This is a genomic window from Saccharopolyspora antimicrobica (assembly GCF_003635025.1).
GTDB classification, from domain to species: Bacteria; Actinomycetota; Actinomycetes; order Mycobacteriales; family Pseudonocardiaceae; genus Saccharopolyspora; species Saccharopolyspora antimicrobica.
The window spans coordinates 3,810,794-3,834,551 of record NZ_RBXX01000002.1; the positions used below are offsets into that span (position 1 = coordinate 3,810,794).

The following is a 23,758-nucleotide window of genomic DNA, read 5'->3' on the forward strand; positions in this document are numbered from 1 at the left end:
AGCTCGTTTTGCGTGGCGGTGCGGGTGGCGGAACCTCAGACGCCGCCTGGACTGCGGGATCCCGTTGTCCGATACACGGCGAACGGGCTGTCCTCGCCAGGCGACGTCTGAGAACCCGCGGCGGTGCCGGTGGCGAGAGTGGGCTATGCGCCTGGCGGCGCATGCGACACCATCCGGGGCGCGGCGCGTTGCGCGTCGCGGCTGCGGCCACCGACTAGGTAGAAAGAACTCGGTGAAACCGTGGTTCCACGGCAGTCGAGCGCCTCGGTGCCGGGGGACGTCAGTGGTGCGGGAAGGCATACCCTCTGAAGCGATGTCCGACGCCCTGACCAGGACCTGGTCCCCGCCGTACCCGCTGGACCTGCCCCGCGTGCTCGCCCCGCTGCGCCGCGGCAGCGGTGACCCGACGACGCGGGTCGAGCCCGCGGGCGCGGTGTGGTGGGGCACCACGACACCGGTCGGCCCGACCACGCTCCGGGTGCGGAAGAACAGCGCGGGCGAAGTCGAGGCCACGGCTTGGGGCCGGGGCGCGCAGCTGGTGCTGGACGACCTCCCGGGCCTGCTCGGGGCGGCGGACGACGCCAGCGGGTTCGTCGCCGTGCACGAGGTGGTGGAACGCGGTCGGCGCGCCTCGCACGGCGTGCGGCTGTGCGCGTCCGGGCGGGTGTGGGACGTGCTGGTCGCCGCCGTGCTGGAGCAGAAGGTCACCAACCGGGAGGCCTGGCGCTCCTGGCGGGAGCTGTGCCTGCGCTTCGGCAGCCCCGCCCCGGGGCCGGTGGAGAAGCTGTGGGTGGCCCCGGATCCGGTGCAGCTGCGCGGAATCCGGGACTGGGAGTGGCATCGCGCGGGCATCGACGGAGCCCGCAGGCGCACGCTGCTGGCCGCGGCATCGGTGGCGAGCAGGCTGGAGCGCGCGGTCGAGCTGCGCGGCGTCGAAGGGCGCGAACTGCTGCAGAAGGTGCCGGGCATCGGCCCGTGGACGGCGGCCGAGATCGCGCAGCGGGCGTGGGGCGACCCGGACGCGGTGAGCATCGGCGACTACCACCTGCCGACGATCGTGGGCCTCGCCCTGGCCGGCCGCCCCCTCGACGACGAAGGAATGCTCGAAGCCCTGGCCCCCTACGCGGGCCACCGCCACCGAGCGGTCCGCTACCTCGCCGCAGCAGGAGCAACCCGCCCCCGCCACGGCCCCCGGATGCCGGTCCGCGACTACCGGGCCATGTGAGCAGCTCGCCTGATCAGCTCCGCCGGCGGGCGGCGGTGATCAGCGGGCCCAGGTCGGTGTTGTCCGGCAGGGCGTTCACCGGCCACCAGCGCAGGTCCAGGGATTCGTCGCTGCGGACCGGCTGCGCGCCCTCCGGGGTGCGGACCAGGAAGCGGACGTCGAAGTGGCGGGTCGGCTTGCCCAGCGAGCAGGTGATCGGGTGCACGTCGAGGTGCACCGGCTCCGGGTCCACCACCAGACCGTCCACACCGGACTCCTCGGTGGCCTCCCGCAGCGCCGCTGCGGCCAGCGTGGTGTCCTCGGGCTCGCAGTGCCCGCCCAGCTGCAACCACATGCCCACCCGGGGGTGCAGCGTGAGCAGCACGTTCTCGCCCGCCGCGTCGAGCACCACCGCCGAGGCCGTCAGGTGCCCCGGCTCGCTGGCGCGCAGGCAGGCGTCGTCCCTGGCGTCGAGCAAGGTCAGGAAGGCGTGCCGCAGCGCTTCCTGCTGCGGGTCGGCCGGGCGCCAGCTGCCGAGCACGTGCCGCGCGTCGGTGTGCGGTCCGCTCACAGCTCCACCAATCCGTCGTCGAGGTCGCGGGGTTCGCGCGGTCCTTCGGCGGGTTCGGCCGGGTGGCCGACCGCGACGGCGCCGAGCGGCTCCCACCCGTCGGGCAGGTCCAGGGTCGCGCGGACCACGTCCGGGCAGAACAGCGTCGAGGACACCCAGCACGAGCCGAGCTCCTCGGCGGCCAGCGACACCAGCAGGCCCTGCACGGCGGCACCGCCGGCGACGGTGAACATCTGCCGTTCGGCATCCCCGCGCCGCTCGTCCGGGTAGTCGTGCGCGCCTTCCCGGACCAGGAACGGCAGCACCAGCTCCGGCGCCGCGTAGAGGAGGTTGCCGCGGTTCGCGCGGCGCTGGGCGGCTTCCTCCGACATGCCGTCGGAGCGCAGGTCGTCCAGCCAGGCCGAGCGCATGGCGTCCAGCAGCTTCGCCCGCAGCGGGCGGTCGCGCAGCCACACGAAGCGGACCGGGCGGGTGTGGTGCGGAGCGGGTGCGGTCAGGGCCGCGCCGACCGCGCGGCGCACCGCACCCTCGTCCACCGGGAGGTCCGCGAACTGCCGCACCGAGCGGCGCATCAGCACCGCCTCGCGACGGCCCTGCGCCAGCGCTTCGGCCGTGCCCATCGCGAACAGGTCCTCGTCGACCGTGCGCACCAGGTCCCGCGCGGTCGAACCGTCGTCCACAGTGGTCAGACCGCGCACCACGGCGACCGGGACGCCGCCCAGCTTGCCCTTGACCAGGTCCGCGGCGGCGGCGATCTCGTCGGCCACCGCCACCAGCGTGACCGCCAGCTCGTTGCCCTGCGAATCGGAGCTGCCCGCGTAGCCGTGCAGCACGCCGATGCCGGCCGAACCGATCGCCGCGTCGGTCTGCCCGACCCGCCAGGCGCGGCCCATCGTGTCGGTCACCACCACGCCGACCTGCACCCCGAGCCGCTCGGCGAGCCCGGCCCGCAAGCGGCGCGCGGAGGCGTCCGGGTTCTCCGGCAGCAGCGCGATCCGGTCCTGCGGCACGTTCGAGGCGTCGATGCCGGAGGCCGCCTGCACGATGCCGAGCTTGTTCTGCGTGATCAGCGTCCGGCCGCGCCGGGCCACCACGTGCGTGGCCTCGGCCAGCACCAGCTCGCGGCGCAGCGCGTCGCGCTGTTCCGGGTCCAGCGGCGCGGGCACCATCCGGTCCTCGACCTTGGACACCACCTTGCTGGTGACCACCACGACGTCGCCGTCGCTGAGCCACGGGGCGGCCGCCGAGATCGACGCGGCCAGGTCGTCCCCGGGGCCGAACTCGGGCAGGCCGGGAACCGGGAAGACCTGCAGTCCGCCCGCTGCCGCGTGATCCCTCATCGCGCCTCCCGCGCCAGGTCGAACGCCGCCTGCGCCATCGCGGCGGTGGCGTCCACATCGGACATCAGCAGCGGGACGGCGCGCACCCGCACGCCGGGGACCTCGGCGGTGTCGCCGGTGTGCACCAGCCAGCCGTCCAGGATCCCCTCGGCGTCCTGCCGGGATCCGTAGTGCCTGCCGACGGCCTCGGCGGTGCTGTCCACGCCGATCGCGGCCAGGCAGGCGTCGGCCATGCCGCGCAGCGGCCGGCCGCCGATGATCGGGGACAGGCCCACCACCGGCGCGGCCGATTCCCGCAGCGCGGTGCGGAAGCCCGGCACCGCCAGCAGCGTTCCGACGCTGACCACCGGGTTCGACGGCGCGAGCAGCACCACGTCGGCGTCCCGCAGCGCGTCCAGCACCGCGGGCGTCGGCTTCGCCTCGTCCGCACCGACCGGAACGATCGCGTGCGCCTTCGGCTCCGCGCGGTGCCGCACCCACCACTCCTGGAAGTGCACGGCTCGCTGCTCGCCGGTGTCCGGATCGTCGATGGCGACGTGCGTCTCCACCCGCTCGTCGGTCACCGGGAGCAGCCGGACGCCCGGCCGCCACCGGTCGCACAGGGCCTCGGTGACCTCGGACAGCGAATAGCCCGCCCGCAGCATCCGCGAGCGCACCAGGTGCGTGGCGATGTCCCGGTCGCCGAGCCCGAACCAGCTCGGTTCGGCGCCGTAGGCGGCCAGCTCCTCCTTGACCGACCAGGTCTCGTCGACCCGGCCCCAGCCCTTCGCCTCGTCGATGCCGCCGCCGAGCGTGTACATGCAGGTGTCCAGGTCCGGGCAGACCCGCAACCCGTGCATCCACACGTCATCGCCCACGTTGACCACCGCGGTGACCTCGTGCTCGGACTGCTGCGGGGGCTCGCCGACGGCGGGCAGGCCCAGCGCCGCCTTGACCCCGAGCAGGAACCGCGCGCCACCGACCCCGCCGACCAGAACTACGACCTTCACGGTTCGATCCTCGCACGGCCCCCGCGTCCCGGAGGCGGTGGATCAGAACCCGAAGACGCTGCGGAAGATCGCCTGTCCGTAGACGGTCAGCGCGGTGTCGCCGCCGACCAGACCGAACACGAAGTAGGCCAGCTCAAAGAACATCCGGCCGACCATCGGGACGCCGATCAGCAGCAGGAACAGCACCAGCGGTGCCCACGGCCGGGCCTTCTCGCCGAACTGCCGCGCCGGGCCGGACAGGTACGGCTCGATCGCGCCATAGCCGTCCAGGCCAGGGATCGGCAGGATGTTCAGCACGAACGCGATCACCTGCAGGAAGGCCAGGTAGGACAGCCCCGCGGCCAGTTCCGCCGGCATCGGCACCGCGGCCACCGCGACGGCGATCAGCAGGCCCAGCACCAGGTTCGTCAGCGGCCCGGCCAGCGACACCATCGACTCGGTCCGGCGGGAGCGCAGCGCGTGGTGGTTGATCCACACCGCGCCGCCGGGCAGCGGGATGCCGCCGAGCGCCACGAAGATCAGCGGCAGCACGATGCTCAGGATCGGGTCGGTGTAGCGCCGCGGGTCCAGCGTCAGGTAGCCCTTCGAGCGCACCGAGAGATCACCGCCGCGGAACGCGGTCACCGCGTGCCCGAACTCGTGCAGGCACAGCGAGGTCGTCCAGCCGCCCAGCACGAGCAGCAGCACGCCGGTGGTCACGGCGAGGTCGCTGTCGAGCGTGGCGAGCACGCCGCCCAGCGCGGTCAGTCCGAGGAACGCCAGGAACAGAGGGCTGATGCGGGTCGCGGAGCTCTTCACGCCCCCAGTGTCCACGAACGGCGGAGCCGGTGGTGGGCTGCTCGACGCGGCGGAGATGACCTTGTGGTGGTATTGATGATCTCAGGACTCCGTGCGGGGGATCGTTTCCGGCGGACGGAGTACCGGCGCTGCGCTGAAAGCGTGCGTCCGGCGGGGCCTGGTGGCGGCGCGGTGGTGCTGTCCGGGTGTCCCCCTACGGATGGTCTCCGCTTGACCGCAAGGAGCTACACGGGTGTAATCACAGCAGTGTCATTCACCGTTGAAACGATCATTCCTCGGGAGGGGATCGGATCGGCGGATCGACCGGGTACGGGAGACCTGGTCGGGCACGGGTCGATCGAGGTGCCGCCCGCGGAGAGGGTGGGCGGCATGCCTGGTCGGCGACGGCATCGCCGTCGGAGTGCGGGGTCCTCGGAGGGAGGACCAGGCCACCCGCGATCAGGAGTGCGTCCTGTTCCGGCCCTGGGGAGGGCCGGTGGGAACGGGAGAAATCGGGGGAAGTCCAACGATGTGGGAATCAGGAGACAGCCGCTTGGCGGAGCGTGGGGACGCCTCCGTCGCGGAATTCGACGTTCTGGCCGAACTGTTCGAAATGTCCGAAGAAGAGCAGGAATGGCAGGAGCGGGCGCTCTGCGCGCAAACCGATCCGGAGGCGTTCTTCCCGGAGAAGGGCGGTTCGACCCGGGAGGCGAAGCGGATCTGCCAGGGCTGCGAGGTGCGCTCCGAATGCCTGGAGTACGCGCTGCAGCACGATGAGCGCTTCGGCATCTGGGGCGGACTGTCCGAAAGGGAGCGCCGCAAGCTCAAGCGCCGCGCTGTGTGACCTGTTCAGGGCGCCCAGCCCTTCCTCGCTCGCGGGTCCGTCGCGCACGACGAAGTGACGTGGCCCGGTGAAGCAGATCGTTTCGGCGGGTTTCCTTCTGCTGCTGGTGCATTACCGTTCGTGCGGTGGTGGATCTGGTCGGCAGGAGGAAGACAGTGAGCGCGCCGGTGCTGGCGGTGGTGGTGTGTCGGGACGGCGAGTCGTGGTTGCCGGGGGTGCTCGCCGCCCTGGGTGAGCAGTCCGAACGGCCGCGCCGCGTGCTCGCGGTGGACACCGGTTCGACCGACCGCACCGCGGAACTGCTGGCGCAGGCGCGCGCCGACCAGATCGTCGACGACGTGCTGACGCTGCCACCGGACACGTCCTTCGCCACCGCCGTCGCGGATGCCGTGGCGCTGGGCAAGCGCCGGTGGGCCGACCCGGGACGCTGGCTGTGGTTGCTGGACGGTGCTTCCGAGCCCGGACCGGAGCAGTTGGCCGACTTGCTGGCAGCGCCGGATCCGTCGGCGGTCGAAGTGGAACCGGGCAAGCTGATCCGGCGAGCCGCCTTCGAGCGGCTGGAACGCCGGCCCTCGCCATCACCGCGGGAGAACGCACGCGGCGGTTTCCTCAGCCGCGGCAGGTTCTTGCGGCTGCTGGTCTCCCCGCTCTTCGTGCTCTTCGCATCGCTGCTGGCGTTCGCGCTGATCAACGCGCTGCTCACCGACCGGCTCGGCGCCGGTCTGGCCGGTGGCAGGCTGCTCCCGGTGGCCGATCTCGCCACCACCTGGCGGGACTACCTGGCCGCGTGGCACCCGGTCGCCGGTGGCACCGGCTCTCCGGCTTCGCCGTCGCTGCTGGTGCTGGCGTTGCTCGGCAGTGTCCTAGGTGGACCGTCGGTGGTCGTGTCGGTCCTGCTGCTGTTCGGGGTTCCGCTCGCGGGCTTGAGCGCTTACTTCGCGGCCCGGGCGCTCCCGGTTCCGCCGCTTCGCCGAGCGATCGCGGCCGGTGCGTACGCCTTGTTACCGGTGGCATCGCTGTCGGCGGGGCAGGGGCGCTTGGACGTGGTGGTCGCGCACGTCCTGGTGCCGCCGCTGCTGGCCGGCATCGCCGCAGTGCTCAGGCGTTCCGGGAGGCAGTGGTTGGGCACGGTCTGCCTGACGGCGCTGGGCCTTGCGGTGCTCGGGGCTTTCGCGCCGCTGATGCACCTGGCCCTGATCGTGCTGGCGCTGCTCGCGCACGTCCTGCTGCCCGGCGAGAACGCGCGCAGCAGGCACCGGGTGGTGGGGCTGGCCGCGTTGGTCCTGCTGTCCGTCGCCTGCTTGCTGCCGTGGCCTGTCGTTCTGCTGCAACACCCGCAGGTGCTGCTGCACGGGTTCGGCGCTCGCGCGGTGGAGGAGTCCGCCGGTGCGTGGATGTTCGCGCTGAGCCCGGACGGTTCCGCGGCGAGCCTGCCCGGCGTGCTGTTCGTCCTGGCCGCGGCGGTGGCGCTGGCGGTCACCAGGGACAAGCGGATGCTGCCCGCGGTCGGCGTCGTGATCTTCGGCTGGTTGCTGGCCGCCGCGGTGGACGGCTCGGCCGCCGAGCCGATCGCGGGCGGCGTCGCCACCGTCGGCTGGACGGGCGGCCCGCTGGTGCTCGTCGCCGTCGGTTGCGGCTGGATCGTGCTGCAGGCCGGGCGGCCGAAGCTGCCCGAGGTGCCGCAGGTGGTCGGGATCGTCGCGCTGTCGGCGGTGGTGGCCGCGCTGGTGACGAGCTCGGCGATCGCGCTGGCCGGCGGTCCGCTCGCTCCGGAGCGCCCGCTGGCCGCACCGGCCGGAACCCGACTGGTGCTCGACCCGGGACCGCAGCCCGCGCGCCTGATCACCGGCACCGGCCCGCGCTTCGGCGACGACGACCTGGCCCCGGCCGGCTCCGCCGCCGAGTGGCTGCGCCAGGTCGACGACGACCTGCGATCCGCTGATCCCGGGCCGGTCCGGGAAGCGCTGGCCGCGGTGGCGGCGCGCGGCGCGGAGTTCGTGGTCGTGCCCGCCGGTTCCCGGGTGCCGGAGCTCGGCCGGGACCTGGTGACCGAGCACGAGCGGCTCCCGGATGGCCGCCGGGTCCTGCGCGTGCTGCTGCCCAGCTCGCCGGTCAAGCTGGTCGGCCCCGACCTGGCGCGCCAGGCGCAGACCGAACCGGAACCGGCCCCCGAAGCCCGCCCGCTCCCGGTCGCCGCGCAACTGCCGAACTTCACGGTCCGGGTCTCCGAAGGCGGTGCCGGGCGTGCGCTGGTCCTCGGCGCCGAGAACGAGCCCGGCTGGTACGCGCGGGTGGACGGGATGGCGTTCCCGCTGGCCACGGCCTGGGGTCACCAGGTGGCGATCCCGCTGCCGGAGCAGGCGGCGGAGGTCCAGGTCGGCTTCACCGAACTGCCCCGCACGGCCCTGCTCTGCGTCCAAGCGGCGGCGATCCTGTTCACCCTGGTAGCGGCGATCCCCGGCCGCCGCCGCAAGACCAGCACCTGAGCGGCCCCAGCGCGGCGGTGTCAGGCGGTGCGTTCGTCGGTGCCGGCGATCTTGGCCGTGGCGAGCGCGATGCGGTTCCAGGTGTTGATGCTGAGGATCAGCGCCAGCAGGCCCGCCAGCTCCGACTCGTCGAAGTGCTCCGCCGCGCGGGCGTAGACCTCGTCGGGCACACCGCGCTCGGAGATCAGGGTGACCGCCTCGGTCAGCTCCAGCGCCGCGAGCTCCTGCGCGGTGAAGAAGTTCGTCGCCTCCCGCCACACCGCGACCATGTGCAGCCGGTACTCGTCCTCACCCGCCTCGCGGGCGTCGCTGACGTGCATGTGCAGGCAGTACGCGCACCCGTTGAGCTGGGACGCGCGGACTCGCACCAGCTCGCCCAGCGCGGGGTCGAGCCCCTGACCGGCCGCGTCCTCGAACTGGCGCTGGGCGCGGTAGACCTTCGGGGCGGTCCGGGCGAAGTCGATGCGGTTCTGGTTCGTCATACCGATCACGCTACGGAGCACATCGACCGGTCGTAGAGTGCAATTCCGTGGCAAGTTCTTGGGCCAATTCGGCGGCGTCGACGGGCAGTGACCTGCACCTGGACCTCTCCGCGCCGGGGAGCCGCCGATCGGCGCTCACCGCCGCGCTGCGCGAGGCGATCCGGTCCGGGCGGCTGCCGTCGGGCGCCAAGCTCCCGCCGTACCGCTCGCTGGCGGCCGACCTCGGGCTGGCCCGCAACACCGTCGCCGCCGCGTACTCCGAGCTGATCGCCGAGGGCTGGCTCACGGCCCGCCAGGGCTCGGGAACCCGCGTCGCGCGCCGGGCCGAACCGCGCCCCGCCAGCTGGCCGGTCCGGCCGCCGAAACGCCCGGCACCCGTCCACGACCTGCGGCAAGGGCAACCCGAGAGCTCCTCCTTCCCGAGAACCACCTGGGCGGCATCGTCACGCCGCTCCCTCCACGCGGCGCCGAGCGAGGCATTCGGCCCGGGCGACCCGCACGGCAGACCGGAGCTGCGCCGGGCGCTGGCCGACTACCTCGCGCGAGTCCGCGGTGTGCGCGCGGAACCGGAGCGGATCGTGATCTGCTCCGGATTCGCCCACGGCCTGGAGCTGCTGTTCAACGGGGTGCTGCGCGGTCCGGTCGCGGTCGAGTCCTACGGCCTGCCCTTCCACCGGCAGCTGCTGGCCGACGCCGGGGCCCGCACCGTGCCGCTCACCCTGGACGAGCACGGCGCCCGCACCGACGAGCTGGATTCGCGGGTGCGCGCCGCGCTGCTCACGCCCGCCCACCAGTTCCCGACCGGCGGCCCGCTGCACGCCGAGCGCCGCGCCGCGGCCGTGGACTGGGCGCGAACCACCGGTGGCCTGCTCCTGGAGGACGACTACGACGGCGAGTTCCGCTACGACCGGGAGCCGGTGGGCGCGGTGCAGGGGCTCGACCCGGACCGGGTCGTCTACCTCGGGTCGGTCAGCAAGAGCCTGTCCCCGGCGGTGCGCATCGGCTGGATGGTGCTGCCGGAACACCTGGTGGACGGGGTCCTGGAGGTGAAGGGGACGCGCGAGCGCTGGGCGAGCGTCCTGGACCAACTGGCGCTGGCCGACTTCATCGAGTCCGGCCACTACGACCGCCACGTCCGCCGCATGCGGCAGCGCTACCGGCGCCGCCGCGACCAGCTGCTCGCGGTGCTGGCCGAGCACGCCCCGCACGTCACCGCGAGCGGTATCGCCGCAGGTCTGCACGCCGTGCTCCGCCTGCCGCCGGGCACCGAGCAGGCCACCACCGAAGCCGCCGCCCGCCTCGGCATCGCGGTGGAGGGGCTCGCGCACTTCCGCCACCCGGACGCCTCGATGCCCGCGGCGGACGGCCTCGTCGTCGGCTACCCCGCGCCACCCGAGCACGGGTACGCCGCAGCGCTGAACGCGCTGGTCACTGCCCTTCTATGACGTCCGGGTCCAGGCCGAGGTAGGTGGCGACCTGCTCGACGAGCACGTCGTGCAGCAGATCCGCCATGTCCGTGCCGTCGCGCGCCCGCGCCTCCAGCGGCCGCCGGTACAGCACGATCCGCGCGCGCGTGGGCAGCCCGCGCCGGTCCACCCCGGCCGGGACGAGCCGGGCCAGCGGAACGTTGGAGTCCACCACCACGTCGTCGTCCCACACGACCTTCTCGGGCGTGGTGCTGGTGATCTCCGGAACCTCGTCGACGGCGACGTCGAGCTGGGTCAGCTCGGCGTGCCAGCGCTGCTCGATCGGTTCCAGCGCCTCCAGCACCAGCGCGTCGAAGCGCTGCGAGCGGCTGCGCGACACCGGGACCGAGGACGGGTACAGCGGTCCGCGCAGGCCGCGGCCGCGCCGGTCCCGCCGGAAGCGGATACGGCGCCGAGATCCACGTGCGGTCACCACGGGCCGAGAGTACGCCTTCCGCCACCGCCGCCGGGACAGTCCTCGGCCGGTGAACTCCTCTTGTGCAGCGGTTCGTGTGACGAGAGCAGGTCAACCGCCTGCACCGGTGGGGAGAACAGCCGCGCGCCGCGCCGGGGACGACCGGTGCACGGCGTTGGCGACCAGGCGAAACGCCCGGCGGCGGTGTGGGTGTTCGCGCAGAGCAGACGCGGGCGAACCCGGAGCTCAGACGGCCCTCCGCCGCTGGTTTCCGCGTGCCTTCGCCGCGTACCGGAGCGGGCGCGCTATCGTGCGTGTCGTGCGGAGCGTGAGGCGGTGCTCGCGGACCGGGTGTCTCAACCCGGCCGTCGCCACGCTCACTTACGCCTACGCGGACTCCACCGCGGTCGTCGGCCCGCTGGCCACCTACGCCGAACCGCACAGCTACGACCTGTGCGAGGCGCACGCGCTGCGGCTCACCGTGCCGAAGGGCTGGGAAGTCGTTCGGCACGAGGGGGAGTTCGCCCCGCCGGAGCCCTCCGACGACGACCTGACCGCGCTGGCCGAGGCGGTCCGGGAAGCCGGCCGGTCGGACCGGCCGGTGGAGCCCCAGGGGTTCGCCCACGGCGGCAGCCGTCGCGGGCACCTGCGGGCGCTGCCCGATCCGATCGACGAGTGAATTGATCGTGACGAACAGCTCGCGTGCTCCCAGCGGACGCCAATACCCGATCGATCGCCGGTAGGCTGCCAACCACGTCGCGTCTGGCGCGGAATCGGGGAGGGTGCAGCGTGCGGGACCTGTCGGGGATCATCAAGGCGTACGACATCCGCGGGGTGGTCGGGGATGGCCTCGACACCGACGTGGTGCGGGAGATCGGCGCCGCCTTCACCCGGCTCGTGGGTGGCCCTGCGGTGGTCATCGGGCACGACATGCGGGATTCCTCGCCGGGCCTGGCCGAGGCCTTCGCCGAGGGCGTCACCGGCCAGGGCGTCGATGTGATCAACATCGGTCTGGCGAGTACCGACATGCTCTACTTCGCCTCCGGTCGGCTGGAGCTGCCCGGCGCGATGTTCACCGCCAGCCACAACCCGGCCGAGTACAACGGCATCAAGCTCTGCCGCGCGGGCGCGTCCCCGGTCGGGCAGGACAGCGGCCTGTCCGAGATCCAGGAGCTGGTCACCCACGGCGTGCCCGAGTTCCTCGGCGCCAAGGGCAGCACCAGCAGTCGCGAGATGACCGCCGAGTACTCCGCCTTCCTGCGCGAACTGGTCGACCTCAGCGGCATCCGCCCGCTGAAGATCGTGGTGGACGCGGGCAACGGCATGGGCGGGCACACCGTGCCCACCGTGTTCGACGGGCTGCCGGTCGAGCTGATCCCGATGTACTTCGAGCTGGACGGCAGCTTCCCCAACCACGAGGCCAACCCGCTGGACCCGGCGAACCTGGTCGACCTGCAGGCCAAGGTCCGCGAGACCGGCGCCGACGCCGGGCTGGCCTTCGACGGCGACGCCGACCGCTGCTTCGTGGTCGACGAGCGCGCCGAGCCCGTCGCGCCGAGCGCGATCACCGCGCTGGTCGCGGTCCGCGAGCTGGCCAAGGAGCCGGGCGGCACGATCATCCACAACCTGATCACCTCCAAAGCGGTGCCCGAGATCGTCGCCGAGCACGACGGCAAGCCGGTGCGCACCCGCGTCGGCCACTCCTTCATCAAGCAGATGATGGCCGAGACCGGCGCGATCTTCGGCGGCGAGCACTCCGCGCACTACTACTTCCGGGACTTCTGGCGGGCCGACTCCGGCATGCTGGCCGCGCTGCACGTGCTGGCCGCGCTCGGCGGGCAGGACCTGCCGCTGTCGGAGCTGATGGCCGACTACTCGCGCTACGCCGCCTCCGGCGAGATCAACTCGACCGTCGACGACCAGCAGGGTCGGATGCGCGCCGTCGCGGCGACCTTCGGTGACCGGTCGGGTGCTCGTGTCGACGAGCTCGACGGGCTTACCGTGGAGCTGTCGGACGGTTCCTGGTTCAACCTGCGCCCGTCCAACACCGAACCGCTGCTCCGGCTCAACGTGGAGGCGAGGGACACTGACGCCATGGCCGCGTTGCGCGACGAGGTGCTCGCGGTCGTCCGAGGGTGAAGTTGGGCGTCGGCCGCGACCGGTCGGAGCGCGAGGCCGCGTCGGGTGCGCGGGCGAGTTTGGGGAGGAAAAGTGGCCGTTGACCTGGAACCGCAGTTGCTGGAGGTTCTGGCTTGCCCGTGCCCGCAGCACGCCCGGCTCCGGCCGGGGCTGGGCGATGACCCCCAGGCCGACTACCTGACCTGCACCTCCTGCGGGCGCGCGTTCCCGGTTCGGGACGGAATCCCGGTGCTGCTGCTGGAAGAAGCCGTCGGGGGCCCCGGCGCTTCCGGGGAGGGGTGACGCCCGGTGCTGGACGACAGTCTCTTCGACGACCCGCCCCGGTTGGTCGACGCCGATTCCGGTGGCCTGCTGCGGCTCGCGGCGCTCTCCGGCGCGCAGGTCCGCGCGGCCGCCGAAACCGCCGCTGAGGTGGGCTTGGACGACCTGGCCGACGGCCGCCCCCGCGCGGTGGTGCTGCTGGCGCGACCCGGGGTTGGCCCCGGCGTCTGCCGCCTGCTGGCCGCGCTGACCGGGCCGCGCTGCCCGGTTCCGGTGCTGGTCACCGACACCGTCCCGGCCTGGATCGGCGCGCTGGACGTGGTGTTCGCGCACAGCGACGACGTCGGTGACGCGGTGCTGGCGGAATCGGTCTCGGTCGCCTGCCGCCGCGGCGCGACGGTCGTGCTGGCCGTGCCCGCGGACGGTCCGGTCGCCGCTGCCGGCGCAGGCCGCGCCAAGGTGCTGCCGCCGCGCATCCCGGTGCCGCCGCCGCTGTCGTTCGCACACGCTTTAGCCGTCGGGCTCAGCACCCTCGGCGCGCTCGGACTGGTCCGCTTCGACGCCGAGCAGCTGGCCGAGGAGCTGGACAAGGAAGCCGAGCGCGCGCACCCGAACCACGACACGCTGACCAACCCCGCGAAGTCGCTGGCGATGCGGTTGGCCGAGCGCGCGCCGCTGCTGTGGGGGCTGGACCCGGTGTCCACCGCGGTGGCCGAGCACGGGGCGTTCGCGCTCGGTGCGCACGCCGCGACGCCCTGCCACGTGGCCGACTACCAGCAGGCCGTGGCGGAGCGCTCCCTGCACCGGGCGGCCGCCTCGGTGGGTTCCGAAGCCGACCTGTTCGCCGACCCTGAGGACAACCCTGGTGCCGCCTTGCGCGTGTTCCTGGTCAGCGCGCGGTACGACGCGCAGGGGGAGGCGCACGAACGGGGCGCGGCGCGGGACCTGCCCGGTGCGGATCTGATCAGCCCGGGTGAATCGGTGCGCGACGACGCGGTCCTGCGGTCCGCGGCGCTGGCCGCCCGGTTCGACCTGGCCGCCGTCTACCTGGGGCTGGCGGCGGGCACGCTGAACGGTCCCGGCTGGCCGGCCCTGGCGATGCACTGAGGGAAGTTTTCAGGGAATGCCCCGATGCCGTCCGGCGGTCCCACGCGGTGTGCTGTGCTGGACGTCGCCGACGAGCGGGCGCGAAGACGAGGAAGCGAGAAACGACTGTGGAGCTACTGCGGAACGCGGTGCGCCCCTATGCGTGGGGCTCGCGTACCGCTATTGCTGATCTGCTCGGTCGGCCCGTCCCCACCCCGCACCCGGAAGCCGAGCTGTGGATGGGCGCGCACCCCGGCGACCCGTCGCGGGTGATCCGGCCCGACGGCGACGAGGTGTCCCTGCTGTCCCTGCTGGAGGAGGACCCGGCGCACCACCTGGGGCCGGTGTGCGCGAAGCGCTGGGGCAGCAGGCTGCCGTTCCTGCTCAAGGTGCTCGCCGCGGACGAACCGCTGAGCCTGCAGGCGCACCCGTCGGCCGAGCAGGCCGCTGCGGGCTTCCGCCAGGAGGAGGAAGCGGGCATCGCCCGCAACGCGCCCAACCGCAACTACCCGGATCCCACCGCCAAGCCCGAACTGGTCTGCGCGCTGACCGAGTTCCACGCGCTGGCCGGGTTCCGCGAGGCCCAGCGCACCGTCCGGCTGCTGGACGAGCTCGCGGTGCCGAGCCTGCGCGCGCACCGGGAGCTCCTCGCCGCGCAGCCCGACGCCGACGGCCTCCGCGCGCTGTTCACCACCTGGATCACGCTGCCGGAGAACTACCTGCGCGAGGTGCTGCCCGAGCTGCTGGAAGCGTGCGTCGAGCACGTGCGCGGGCACGGCGAGTTCGCCCTCGAGTGCCGCACGGTGCTGGAGCTCGGCGAGGCCTACCCGCACGACGCCGGGGTGCTGGCCAGCCTGCTGCTCAACCGCATCGTGCTGCAGCCCGGCGAAGCCATCTTCCTGCCCGCCGGGAACCTGCACGCGTACCTCAACGGCACCGGCATCGAGATCCTGGCCAACTCCGACAACATCCTGCGCTGCGGGCTGACGCCCAAGCACGTCGACGTGCCGGAACTGCTGCGGGTGCTGGACTTCGCCTGCGGCGACATGCGGGTGCTCAAGGGCGAGTCGCTGGACGCCAACCTGACCGCCTACCGGACGCCCGCCGACGAGTTCGAGCTCTCCAGACTGGACTGGACCCCGGCCGAGTCCGGCGTGGTGCACCTGGACTCCCCGGGCCCGCAGATCCTGCTGTGCACGAAGGGCAGCATCCGGCTGACGAGCAGCTCGCACAACGGGTCGCTGCCGCGAGAGCTGCGCTTGGAGCGCGGCCAGTCGGTGTGGCTCGCGGCGTCCGACCCGGCCGTGCAGGTGCGCCCCGCCGAGCTCGACCTCGACGGCCGCGCGCAGGTCTTCCGCGCCGCCGCCGGGGCGTTCTGACCGGTTCCCGGCGACGCAAAAGGGACGTGGGCTGACCATTCGGACGAGTTCCGGAACCCGGCGCCCGAGCGTCTGACCAGCCGGTAGATTCCTCCCGTCACCGACCGGGCGACCGGTCGAACTGCGCACCGCACGGGAGAAGACGTGTCAGCTAGCGGCGGAACCAAGGCGATCTTGGCCGCGCTCACCGCCAACGCGGGGATCGCGGTGGCCAAGTTCACCGGCTTCCTGTTCACCGGCTCGTCGTCGATGCTCGCGGAGTCGGTCCACTCGCTGGCCGACACCTCCAACCAGGGCCTGCTGCTGCTCGGGCAGAAGACCGCGCAGCGCAAGCCCACCGAGGAGCACCCCTTCGGGTACGGCCGCGACCGCTACTTCTACTCGTTCGTGGTCGCGCTGCTGCTGTTCAGCCTGGGCTCGGTGTTCGCCCTCTACGAGGGCATCCACAAGGTCCAGCACCCGGAGCCGCTCACCTACGCCTGGGTCGCGGTGCTGATCCTGCTGGTCGCGATCGGGCTGGAGACCTACAGCTTCGCCACCGCGATCAAGGAGTCCCGTGAGCTCAAGGGCGGCCTGAGCTGGTGGCAGTTCGTCCGGCAGGCCAAGACGCCGGAGCTGCCGGTGGTGCTGCTGGAGGACCTGGGCGCGCTCGTCGGCCTGGTGCTCGCGCTGTGCGGCGTCGGGCTCACCGTGCTCACCGGCAACCCGGTGTGGGACGGTATCGGCACCACCTGCATCGGGGTGCTGCTCGGCGTGATCGCGATCGTGCTGATCATCGAGACCAAGAGCCTGCTCATCGGCGAGGGCGCCAGCCGGGACGTGCTCACCGAGATCGTCGGCGAGCTGGAGCGCGGCAACGTGGAGAAGGTGATCCACATCCGCACCCAGTACCTCGGTCCGGACGAGCTGCTCGTCGCCGCCAAGATCGGCATGACCCCGTCGATGTCGATCTCCGAGGTGGCCGACGAGATCGACGACGCGGAGGTGCGGATCCGCGCGAAGGTGCCCGCCGCGCGGCTGATCTACCTCGAACCGGACCTGGAGCGGGGTCGCTCGCTGACCCCCTGACCTGCACGAGGACCGCTCCGCCGGTGCCGCTGGGAAGTCGCGGCCCCGGGAGGCTGGCACATGGAGTAGCACGCATCACAAGGAGCTAACGAATGTGCTGGCGGACTCAAGTCACCTGGTTTCGCCCGCAAGACTGCCGAGTTAGGGTGCGACCCACAATTTGGGATTACTGAGGAGGCGACAGTGCCAGGTACTGGGCTGTGGCGAACCAAGTCGGTCGAGCAATCGATCTTGGACACCGACGAGCCGGACACCAAGCTACGCAAGAACCTGGGTACCTGGGACCTGATCGTCTTCGGCGTGTCCGTGGTCATCGGTGCCGGCATCTTCACGCTCGCCGCGCGGACCGCCGGTGACATGACGGGCCCCTCGGTGTCCCTGGCGTTCGTGCTCGCCGCGATCGCCTGCGGGCTCGCGGCGCTCTGCTACGCCGAGTTCGCTTCCACGGTGCCGGTCGCGGGTAGTGCTTACACCTACTCCTACGCGACCTTCGGCGAGTTCATGGCCTGGATCATCGGCTGGGACCTGATCCTGGAGTTCGCCGTCGCCGCGGCGGCGGTCGCCAAGGGCTGGTCGATCTACCTGGAGCAGGTGTTCGGCCTGATCGGGGTGGAGCTGCCGACCTCGTTCGAGTTCGTCGGCGGTCTGCAGTTCGACTGGGGCGCGGTGCTGCTGGTGGCCGTGCTGTGCACGCTGCTGGCGCTGGGCACCAAGCTGTCCGCCCGGGTCAGCCTGGTCATCACGCTGATCAAGGTCTTCGTGGTGCTGCTGGTCATCGTGGTCGGCGTGGCCTACATCAACGCGGACAACTACACGCCGTTCATCCCGCCGGCCACCGAGGCTTCGGCCAGTGACACGCCTGCGATCGAGCAGTCCCTGCTGTCGCTCATCCTCGGCGGTGAGACCAGCACCTTCGGCATCTTCGGCCTGCTGGCCGGTGCGTCGCTGGTGTTCTTCGCCTTCATCGGCTTCGACATCGTCGCGACCACCGCGGAGGAGACCCGCAACCCGCAGAAGAACGCGCCGCGCGGCATCCTCGGCAGCCTCGCGATCGTGACCGTGCTCTACGTGGCCGTCGCGCTGGTGGTCACCGGCATGGTGCCCTACACCGACCTGGCGACCGACGAGTCCGGCACCCGGTCCACGCTGGCCACGGCCTTCGCGCAGCACGGGATCAACTGGGCCGCCGCGATCATCGCGGTCGGTGCGCTGGTCGGTCTGACCACGGTGGTCATGGTCCTGCTGCTGGGCCAGACCCGCGTCCTGTTCGCCATGTCCCGCGACGGTCTGGTGCCGCGCGGCCTGGCCAAGACCGACCCGAAGCGCGGCACCCCCACCCGGGCCACCGTGCTGGTCGGCGTGGTCGTGCTGGTGGCCGCCGGCTTCTTCCCGGCGGACAAGCTCGAAGAGATGGTCAACGTCGGCACGCTGTTCGCGTTCGTGCTGGTCTCGCTGGGCGTCATCGTGCTCCGCCGGACCCGGCCCGACCTGCCGCGCGGCTTCCGCGCCCCGCTGGTGCCGCTGGTGCCGATCCTGGCGATCATCGCCTGCATCTGGCTGATGCTGAACCTGACCGCGCTGACCTGGGTCCGGTTCCTCATCTGGATGGCCGCCGGTGTGGTGATCTACTTCCTCTACGGCCGCAACCACTCGCGGCTGGGGCAGCGGATCAAGAACGGTGACATCGCCTCCGGCGGTGAAGTGCCCCGGGGCTCCGGCTCGAGCGAGTAGTTCCCGGTAGCAAGCAGTGCGGCGGCGCCGTCCCGGTGGGGCGGCGCCGCCGTTTTTCGCGTGGGCCTCCGGTGCGGGCGCGTCACGCGGGGGTCGAGCCGTCCGGCACCGGAATCGAACAGATGTTCACCTGTGCGAGTGATGAAATCCGCTGGTCGGCGTCGGATCATGGGATCCATGGAACTCATCACGACAGAATCCGGGAACCACCGGCGAACCACGAACCACCCGGCGAGTGCTGGTGCACCGGCACCTCATCGGTCCGCTGCGCGAAGAGCGCTGAGCGGACATCCACCGTTGCGCTCGGGCATCTGCAGAGCCCCGGTGCGCGCCGGTCCGCGCCGCAGGGGCGGGCGGCTCAGCGCTCGCCGGTGCCCAGCGCCAGCGCGCGCTCCCACGGGGCCCTGCGACCGCGGGGCTCGGTGATCTCGGGCAGCACCGACGGCTTGGGGCGGGACTTCGCGTCCTTGGGCTCCGGTGCGGTTTCGGGCACGACCTCGTCGTCCTGAGCCGGCTCGGGCTCGTCGGCCGCGTGGGTCAGCTCCTCGACGGAGTCGGTGAGGGATCCGCCGTCGCCGCCCTGCGCGGTCAGCTGCGAGGCCTTCGGAGCGCTGGGCACGGCCGGGGCCTGCGCAGGCGTGGGCGTCTGCGGGCGCAACGGCAGCGTGGCGCCGCGGACCGGGGTCTCCAGGCCTGCTGCCATCGCGACCGCGCGGTCCCACTCGGGGTCGCCCGGGTAGTCGCTGTGCCCCAGCACGCCCGGCACCCAGCGGCGGCAGGCGAACGGCCCGCGCTGCGGGTCGGGCAGCCAGTGGTCGCCGCCGAGCACCAGCGCGCCGGTCGGGCCGCGGGTGGCGGCGGGCAGCGGGCCCTCGGTGCCGTCGGCGCGGAAACCGACGCCGATCAGCATGCCGTCGTAGACCTGCCGGTTCCAGGTGGTCACGGCTCCGCCGAGCGGGTCGGTGCCGCGGCACAGCGAGCGCCAGCGCCCACCGAGCGTTCCGGCGAGGTCGCGCAGCGAGGTGTGCGGCACCACGCCGGGGAAGGCGCGCGGGTACGCCCACTGCAGCTGGGAGCCCGCGGTGACCAGCCCGACGCGCTCGCGGTCGGCTTCGGGCAGCGAGTCGAGCAACCGGGCGGTCGCCACGGCGGCGAGCAGGCTGCCCTGGCTGTGCCCGACGAGCACGACGCGGGTGTTCGGGTCGGCCAGGTGCTCGGTGGCGCGATCGGCGAGCTCGGGGATGACCTTCAGGGCGTAGCAGGGCGGCACCACCGGGTGCGCCTCGCGCGGCCAGAAGAGCACGAGATCGCAGAGCACGCCGAGGTAGCGGGCGGTGTCCTTCTTGCCCGCCGCGCGGAAGACCATCCGCAACAACCCGGCGGCCAGCGCTGCCAGCGAGGCGACACCGATCGCGACCAGCCAGCCGGTGTCCATCAGAGGAGGGAGGTCGATGGTTCGGACGATCACGGTCACCGCGGTGCTGATCGCCAGCACTCCGGCGGTCACCAGGATGGCGACGTGGGAGTAGCGGCGCTGCAGGGCAGCCCACTTCCAGGCGTTCGCGGCGGCGCGCTGGTCCTCGGGGCGCCCGGCGTGCAGCAGCGCGATCTCGTCCGGGATGGAGCTGTCGTCGTCGGTGCGAGCGGTTCGCCAGCGCTTCAGCAGCATCAACGGGATGCCGATGACCGCGGCCAGCGCCAGCAGCACGGCGGTAGCGCCCCAGAAGACCGTGACGTCGTTGAACGCTTCCGGCAGCTCCGGTCCTGAAGAGCCGGGTGCGTCGTCGACGACGAGGGTCTGGCGCACGGTGAACGCGAGCCCGGCTCCGAAGCCGGCGCCGAGCATGCAGGCGAACATCAGCACGGGAGCGGACATCCACCCGCCGGCCCACGGCCGGAGCGGTGGCGGGCAGGACTTCCAGGTGCTGCGGGCCAGCAGCGTGGCAGGGGTGAGCAGGACCGCGACGGCGACGCAGGCGATCACCAGGGTGCTGGTGATCGCGTCGATCGTCGGGCCGGAGCCCGGCAGCGGCCCGACGAGCGAACCGGGGAGCAGCGCGACCGACGCCAGCAGCAGCGCGGCGGTGGTGATCAGCGCCCGGCGCGAGGTGCGGCTGAACAGCGTCCGCAGCACCTTCTCCTTGCCGTCCGGGTACATCCGGGCGGGGTCGTCGAGGGCGATCGTGCCGATCACGCAGACGCCGATCAGCGCGGCGGCGAGGATCCACCGCGGATCCGCGGTGGTCAGGAACGGCCCGCCGAGCGCGAGCATGGCCACGGTGGCCAGCGCGGCGATCACGTGCAGGGCGCGCAGCGCGGGGGTGTCCGGGTCGGAGACGACGTTCGCACCGGGCAGCATCGGGGCGCGCGCGGAGTGCTGCGGCTTGTCCGTCTTCGGTGCCGAGACCTGCCAGGACACAGTGGACAGACGATGCATGAGGAGGATGATCAGCGCGATCGGCAGCAGCGCCACCGAGGAGCGCAGCACGTCGGCGGAGCGGACCGCGTCCGGCACGAACTCGAGGCAGGCCGCACCGGGGCTCAGGCACTGCGCGGCCACCAGGTCGAGGCTGACCACGGTGAGCTGGGCGACGAACAGCATGGTCAGCAGCAGCGCGGAAAGCCGGAGCAGGGCGCGCAACGTCGTGGCGAGCGCTCGGCTGATCGGGTTGCCGCTGCGGACCGGCGGCAGCATCCAGTGCGCCATGTTCGCCAGGGCGAACGGGAACAGCAGCGCCCAGGTCGCCTTCGCCAGGCCACCGGAGGTCATGCCGCCCCAGACGTAGCCCTCGACGATCCGGGGCACCGAGCGGTCACCGGTCGACAGCACCGGCCCCGGCACGGGCCGGCGCAACCGGTCCGCCGGGCGCATGATCCGCCCGACGCCGTCACCCGCGACGTCGACCGAAGCGACGGAGTCGGTCAGCTCGTCGCCGGTGGCGCCGAGGATTCCGTGCACCCGCAGCTCGACCACGCGGGTGTCGGGCCCGGGAATCTGCACTGGATCCTCCCGATTCGTCGTGATCATCGAGCACCGATGATCGATTCTCCACGGCAGGTCGACATCTGGCGAGCTCTGCGCCCATGATTCTGATCGCCCGGACCGCCCGCTGTCCCGGGATCGGCCGACTCCACCCGACCAGACGCATCCGCCGTCGACGAATCCCCGCGAACACCGATCTCCGGTCGGCATGGCCGAACCCGCAGGGCGCCGGTGCCCGGCGCCGGATCGCGGAAGCCCCGCGATCCGGCAGCGCAAGGATCACCCGGCGGTGGTGATCTCGGGTTCGTGGCGGACCGGGAAGTTGACCGAGTTCGCGATGTAGCACTTGCGGTGGGCCTGTGCGTGCAGTTCGCGGGCCTTCGGCAGCGTCGCCGGGTCCGCGATCACCACCTTCGGGCGGAGGACGACCTCGGTGAAGTGGCCGCCGGTCTCGGGCACCTCGACCATGGTCGCGCTCACCTCGTCGCGGTAGTCGGTGACCACGACACCGGAGCTGCTGCACAGCGCCAGGTACCAGAGCATGTGGCACTCGGACAGCGCCGCGACCAGGAAGTCCTCCGGGTTGGGCAGATTCGGGTCGCCGCGGAACGCCGGGTCTGCCGAAGCGGTCAGCGGCGGCTTCCCGGCCATCTCCACCACGTGCTCGCGGCTGTACCCACGGTAGGAGGTCGTGCCCTCGCCGGTGTTGCCGGTCCACGTCACCGTCAGCTGATACGTGTGCGTCTTCTGCATACAGTCGGTATACAACCTGTGCCACCCAGTGGCAACGCGGATTTCCGCTGGGCGGAGCGCGCCGGGGGAGGCCGTCGGAAGGACTCGCGGCGTTCGACTACCGTCGATGCCGTGGGTCGACTGATCGTCATCGAAGGCTTGGACGGCGCGGGCAAGCGCACCTTCGCCAACGGCATCACCGCGGAGCTCACCGCCCGCGGCCGCTCGGTGGCGCGCGCCGCGTTCCCGCGCTACACCGACGACGTCCACGGTGAGCTCATCGGCGAGGCGCTGCGCGGCGGCCACGGCGACCTCGGCGACTCCGTCTACGGCATGGCCGTGCTCAACGCGCTCGACCGCCGCTCCGCGGCAGCCGCGCTCCGCGACGACCTCCGCACCCACGACGTCCTCCTGCTCGACCGCTACGTCGCCTCGAACGCCGCCTACGGCGCCGCCCGGCTCCACCAGGACAGCAGCGGCGACTTCGTCGCCTGGGTCCAGGAGCTGGAGACCGGGCGCTTCGCGCTGCCCAAGCCGGATCTGCAGATCCTGCTCCAGGTCCCGACGGAGGTGGCGGCCCAGCGGGCCGAGCACCGCGAACGCACCGAAGCGGACCGCCAGCGCGACAACTTCGAGTCCGACGCAGGGCTGCAGAAGCGCTGCGGCGAGGTCTACGCCCAGCTGGCGGCGGCAGGCTGGTGGTCGCCGTGGCTCGTGGTGGACGGTTCCGCGCAGGTCGACTTCGCCGCGATCGTCGACGAGCACGTGCTGGCCTGACCGGAGCACTCCCCGGGAGCGCTGTCGGCCCTCGGCGAGGTGGCCGGTGAGCGGCCCAGATCACCCGGGCACTGCTCCATTCGGCGGTATGAGCTGGGCTTTTCCGAGTATCAACGGCCCGACCTGCGATGACGATCAGCGGGTGCGTGCACGGCAGCCGGTGCAGAAGTGCAACCATGTTGGACATGAAGGCACGCGTGCTCGTGGTGGACGACGATCCGGCCCTGGCCGAAATGCTGACCATCGTGCTCCGGGGAGAGGGGTTCGAGACCGCCGTCGTCAGCGATGGCACCAAGGCGCTGCCTGCCCTGCGGGAGCTCAAGCCGGACCTGGTCCTGCTGGACCTGATGCTGCCCGGGATGAACGGCATCGACGTCTGCAAGGCCATCCGCACCGAGTCCGTCGTGCCGATCGTGATGCTGACGGCCAAGAGCGACACCGTGGACGTCGTGCTCGGCCTGGAGTCGGGCGCCGACGACTACGTGGTCAAGCCGTTCAAGCCGAAGGAGCTGGTGGCCCGGCTGCGCGCCCGGCTGCGCCGCACCGATGCCGAACCGGCCGAGGTGCTCACCATCGGCGACGTGACCATCGACGTGCCCGGCCACGAGGTGACCAGGGACGGCCAGCCGATCGCGCTGACCCCGCTGGAGTTCGACCTGCTGGTGGCGCTGGCCCGCAAGCCGCGCCAGGTCTTCACCCGCGAGGTCCTGCTGGAGCAGGTCTGGGGATACCGCCACGCGGCGGACACGCGCCTGGTCAACGTGCACGTCCAGCGCCTGCGCTCGAAGGTGGAGCGCGACCCGGAGCGCCCCGAGGTGGTGCTGACGGTGCGCGGTGTCGGTTACAAGGCCGGCCCTCCGTGATCGGCTGACCGGAACTGGAGCGCCTGCTCGCCGAGCGGGCGCTCTTCGCATGTCGAGGGCCGGTGCGGCCCGCGGATCGGCCCCCTGGCACAGTTTTCCAACCGGGTCGTAATCGTGGAGGGCGACGGTTGTCGTGAACGTGTGGACGCGTCGAAGCCGCTGGGT

The 23,758-nt window shown here is 72.3% G+C and carries 21 protein-coding genes; 13 read left to right on the forward strand and 8 right to left on the reverse strand.

The window, feature by feature from the left end; translation table 11 throughout:
• The first annotated feature begins 313 nt into the window (after positions 1-313).
• The gene (locus ATL45_RS18605) at positions 314-1,225 is read left to right on the forward strand and encodes a DNA-3-methyladenine glycosylase family protein (RefSeq protein ID WP_177242121.1); all 912 of its coding nucleotides are present in this window, start codon (positions 314-316) and stop codon (positions 1,223-1,225) included.
• A gap of 13 nt (positions 1,226-1,238) precedes the next feature.
• On the opposite strand, the gene ATL45_RS18610 is transcribed toward ATL45_RS18605, so the two are convergent.
• From ATL45_RS18610 to ATL45_RS18625, 4 genes are read right to left on the reverse strand one after another with little or no spacing between them, the layout of a single operon-like run.
• Positions 1,239-1,775: an NUDIX hydrolase gene (locus ATL45_RS18610; protein ID WP_093160488.1), complete on the reverse strand. Its 537-nt coding sequence runs from the start codon at positions 1,773-1,775 to the stop codon at positions 1,239-1,241.
• Positions 1,772-3,115: a coenzyme F420-0:L-glutamate ligase gene (locus ATL45_RS18615; protein ID WP_093160491.1), complete on the reverse strand. Its 1,344-nt coding sequence runs from the start codon at positions 3,113-3,115 to the stop codon at positions 1,772-1,774. Before ATL45_RS18615 ends, ATL45_RS18610 begins: the two co-directional genes overlap by 4 nt.
• Complete coding sequence (gene cofD / locus ATL45_RS18620; protein ID WP_093160493.1) at positions 3,112-4,104, reverse strand: 2-phospho-L-lactate transferase; 993 nt, start codon at positions 4,102-4,104, stop codon at positions 3,112-3,114. Before cofD ends, ATL45_RS18615 begins: the two co-directional genes overlap by 4 nt.
• A 42-nt stretch (positions 4,105-4,146) precedes the next feature.
• Positions 4,147-4,902, reverse strand: a complete 756-nt coding sequence (locus ATL45_RS18625) for a site-2 protease family protein (RefSeq protein WP_093160496.1) — start codon at positions 4,900-4,902, stop codon at positions 4,147-4,149.
• A 508-nt stretch (positions 4,903-5,410) separates the two neighbouring features.
• Between ATL45_RS18625 and ATL45_RS18630 the strand changes: the two genes are divergently transcribed.
• Together ATL45_RS18630 and ATL45_RS18635 are read left to right on the forward strand one after the other, a co-directional pair.
• Positions 5,411-5,725 (forward strand): WhiB family transcriptional regulator, encoded by a 315-nt coding sequence (locus ATL45_RS18630; RefSeq protein ID WP_093160498.1) that lies wholly within the window; start codon positions 5,411-5,413, stop codon positions 5,723-5,725.
• A 155-nt stretch (positions 5,726-5,880) separates the two neighbouring features.
• A complete protein-coding gene (locus ATL45_RS18635) occupies positions 5,881-8,211 on the forward strand; it encodes a glycosyltransferase family 2 protein (protein ID WP_093160501.1) in 2,331 nt (776 codons plus the stop codon).
• A gap of 20 nt (positions 8,212-8,231) precedes the next feature.
• Here the strand turns inward: ATL45_RS18635 and ATL45_RS18640 are convergent, their stop codons facing one another.
• The gene (locus ATL45_RS18640; RefSeq protein ID WP_093160503.1) at positions 8,232-8,693 is read right to left on the reverse strand and encodes a carboxymuconolactone decarboxylase family protein; all 462 of its coding nucleotides are present in this window, start codon (positions 8,691-8,693) and stop codon (positions 8,232-8,234) included.
• Positions 8,694-8,740: 47 nt separating this feature from the next.
• Between ATL45_RS18640 and pdxR the strand changes: the two genes are divergently transcribed.
• Positions 8,741-10,138 (forward strand): MocR-like pyridoxine biosynthesis transcription factor PdxR, encoded by a 1,398-nt coding sequence (gene pdxR / locus ATL45_RS18645; protein ID WP_093160506.1) that lies wholly within the window; start codon positions 8,741-8,743, stop codon positions 10,136-10,138.
• Here the strand turns inward: pdxR and ATL45_RS18650 are convergent.
• The gene (locus ATL45_RS18650) at positions 10,122-10,595 is read right to left on the reverse strand and encodes a metallopeptidase family protein (RefSeq protein ID WP_177247858.1); all 474 of its coding nucleotides are present in this window, start codon (positions 10,593-10,595) and stop codon (positions 10,122-10,124) included. The two genes, pdxR and ATL45_RS18650, sit on opposite strands and share 17 nt — an antisense overlap.
• 298 nt (positions 10,596-10,893) lie before the next feature.
• Here ATL45_RS18650 and ATL45_RS18655 point away from each other — a divergent pair, with 298 nt between their 5' ends.
• The 7 genes from ATL45_RS18655 (at position 10,894) to ATL45_RS18685 (ending at position 18,238) form a co-directional block, all read left to right on the forward strand.
• On the forward strand, positions 10,894-11,253 hold the full coding sequence (locus ATL45_RS18655) for a DUF3499 domain-containing protein (protein WP_093160509.1): 360 nt from the start codon (positions 10,894-10,896) through the stop codon (positions 11,251-11,253).
• A gap of 110 nt (positions 11,254-11,363) precedes the next feature.
• Positions 11,364-12,713, forward strand: a complete 1,350-nt coding sequence (locus tag ATL45_RS18660; RefSeq protein ID WP_093160511.1) for a phosphomannomutase/phosphoglucomutase — start codon at positions 11,364-11,366, stop codon at positions 12,711-12,713.
• A gap of 72 nt (positions 12,714-12,785) precedes the next feature.
• Complete coding sequence (locus ATL45_RS18665) at positions 12,786-12,995, forward strand: Trm112 family protein (protein WP_093160514.1); 210 nt, start codon at positions 12,786-12,788, stop codon at positions 12,993-12,995.
• A 6-nt stretch (positions 12,996-13,001) separates the two neighbouring features.
• The gene (locus ATL45_RS18670; protein WP_093160516.1) at positions 13,002-14,081 is read left to right on the forward strand and encodes a hypothetical protein; all 1,080 of its coding nucleotides are present in this window, start codon (positions 13,002-13,004) and stop codon (positions 14,079-14,081) included.
• Between the two features lie 107 nt (positions 14,082-14,188).
• Positions 14,189-15,439, forward strand: coding sequence for a mannose-6-phosphate isomerase, class I (gene manA, locus ATL45_RS18675; RefSeq protein ID WP_093160519.1), 1,251 nt, complete (start codon positions 14,189-14,191; stop codon positions 15,437-15,439).
• A gap of 144 nt (positions 15,440-15,583) precedes the next feature.
• On the forward strand, positions 15,584-16,507 hold the full coding sequence (locus tag ATL45_RS18680) for a cation diffusion facilitator family transporter (RefSeq protein WP_093160521.1): 924 nt from the start codon (positions 15,584-15,586) through the stop codon (positions 16,505-16,507).
• A gap of 183 nt (positions 16,508-16,690) precedes the next feature.
• Positions 16,691-18,238, forward strand: a complete 1,548-nt coding sequence (locus tag ATL45_RS18685) for an amino acid permease (protein ID WP_170210272.1) — start codon at positions 16,691-16,693, stop codon at positions 18,236-18,238.
• A gap of 358 nt (positions 18,239-18,596) precedes the next feature.
• Here the strand turns inward: ATL45_RS18685 and ATL45_RS18690 are convergent, their stop codons facing one another.
• Both ATL45_RS18690 and ATL45_RS18695 read right to left on the reverse strand, forming a co-directional pair.
• Positions 18,597-21,239, reverse strand: coding sequence for a hypothetical protein (locus tag ATL45_RS18690; RefSeq protein WP_093160556.1), 2,643 nt, complete (start codon positions 21,237-21,239; stop codon positions 18,597-18,599).
• 261 nt (positions 21,240-21,500) lie between these two features.
• Positions 21,501-21,974, reverse strand: coding sequence for an OsmC family protein (locus tag ATL45_RS18695; protein WP_093160523.1), 474 nt, complete (start codon positions 21,972-21,974; stop codon positions 21,501-21,503).
• Positions 21,975-22,085: 111 nt separating this feature from the next.
• Between ATL45_RS18695 and ATL45_RS18700 the strand changes: the two genes are divergently transcribed.
• Positions 22,086-22,730, forward strand: a complete 645-nt coding sequence (locus tag ATL45_RS18700) for a dTMP kinase (RefSeq protein WP_093160526.1) — start codon at positions 22,086-22,088, stop codon at positions 22,728-22,730.
• 185 nt (positions 22,731-22,915) lie between these two features.
• On the forward strand, positions 22,916-23,593 hold the full coding sequence (mtrA, locus tag ATL45_RS18705) for an MtrAB system response regulator MtrA (protein ID WP_093160527.1): 678 nt from the start codon (positions 22,916-22,918) through the stop codon (positions 23,591-23,593).
• Positions 23,594-23,758: the final 165 nt, after the last annotated feature.

What these genes read in the sequence shown, in the direction of transcription:
- ATL45_RS18605 (WP_177242121.1), top strand. Translation starts at nt 314, where the DNA reads ATGTCCGACGCCCTGACCAGGACCTGGTCCCCGCCGTACCCGCTGGAC.
- ATL45_RS18615 (WP_093160491.1), bottom strand. Translation starts at nt 3,115, where the DNA reads ATGAGGGATCACGCGGCAGCGGGCGGACTGCAGGTCTTCCCGGTTCCC.
- ATL45_RS18630 (WP_093160498.1), top strand. Translation starts at nt 5,411, where the DNA reads ATGTGGGAATCAGGAGACAGCCGCTTGGCGGAGCGTGGGGACGCCTCC.
- ATL45_RS18640 (WP_093160503.1), bottom strand. Translation starts at nt 8,693, where the DNA reads ATGACGAACCAGAACCGCATCGACTTCGCCCGGACCGCCCCGAAGGTC.
- ATL45_RS18695 (WP_093160523.1), bottom strand. Translation starts at nt 21,974, where the DNA reads ATGCAGAAGACGCACACGTATCAGCTGACGGTGACGTGGACCGGCAAC.
- mtrA (WP_093160527.1), top strand. Translation starts at nt 22,916, where the DNA reads ATGAAGGCACGCGTGCTCGTGGTGGACGACGATCCGGCCCTGGCCGAA.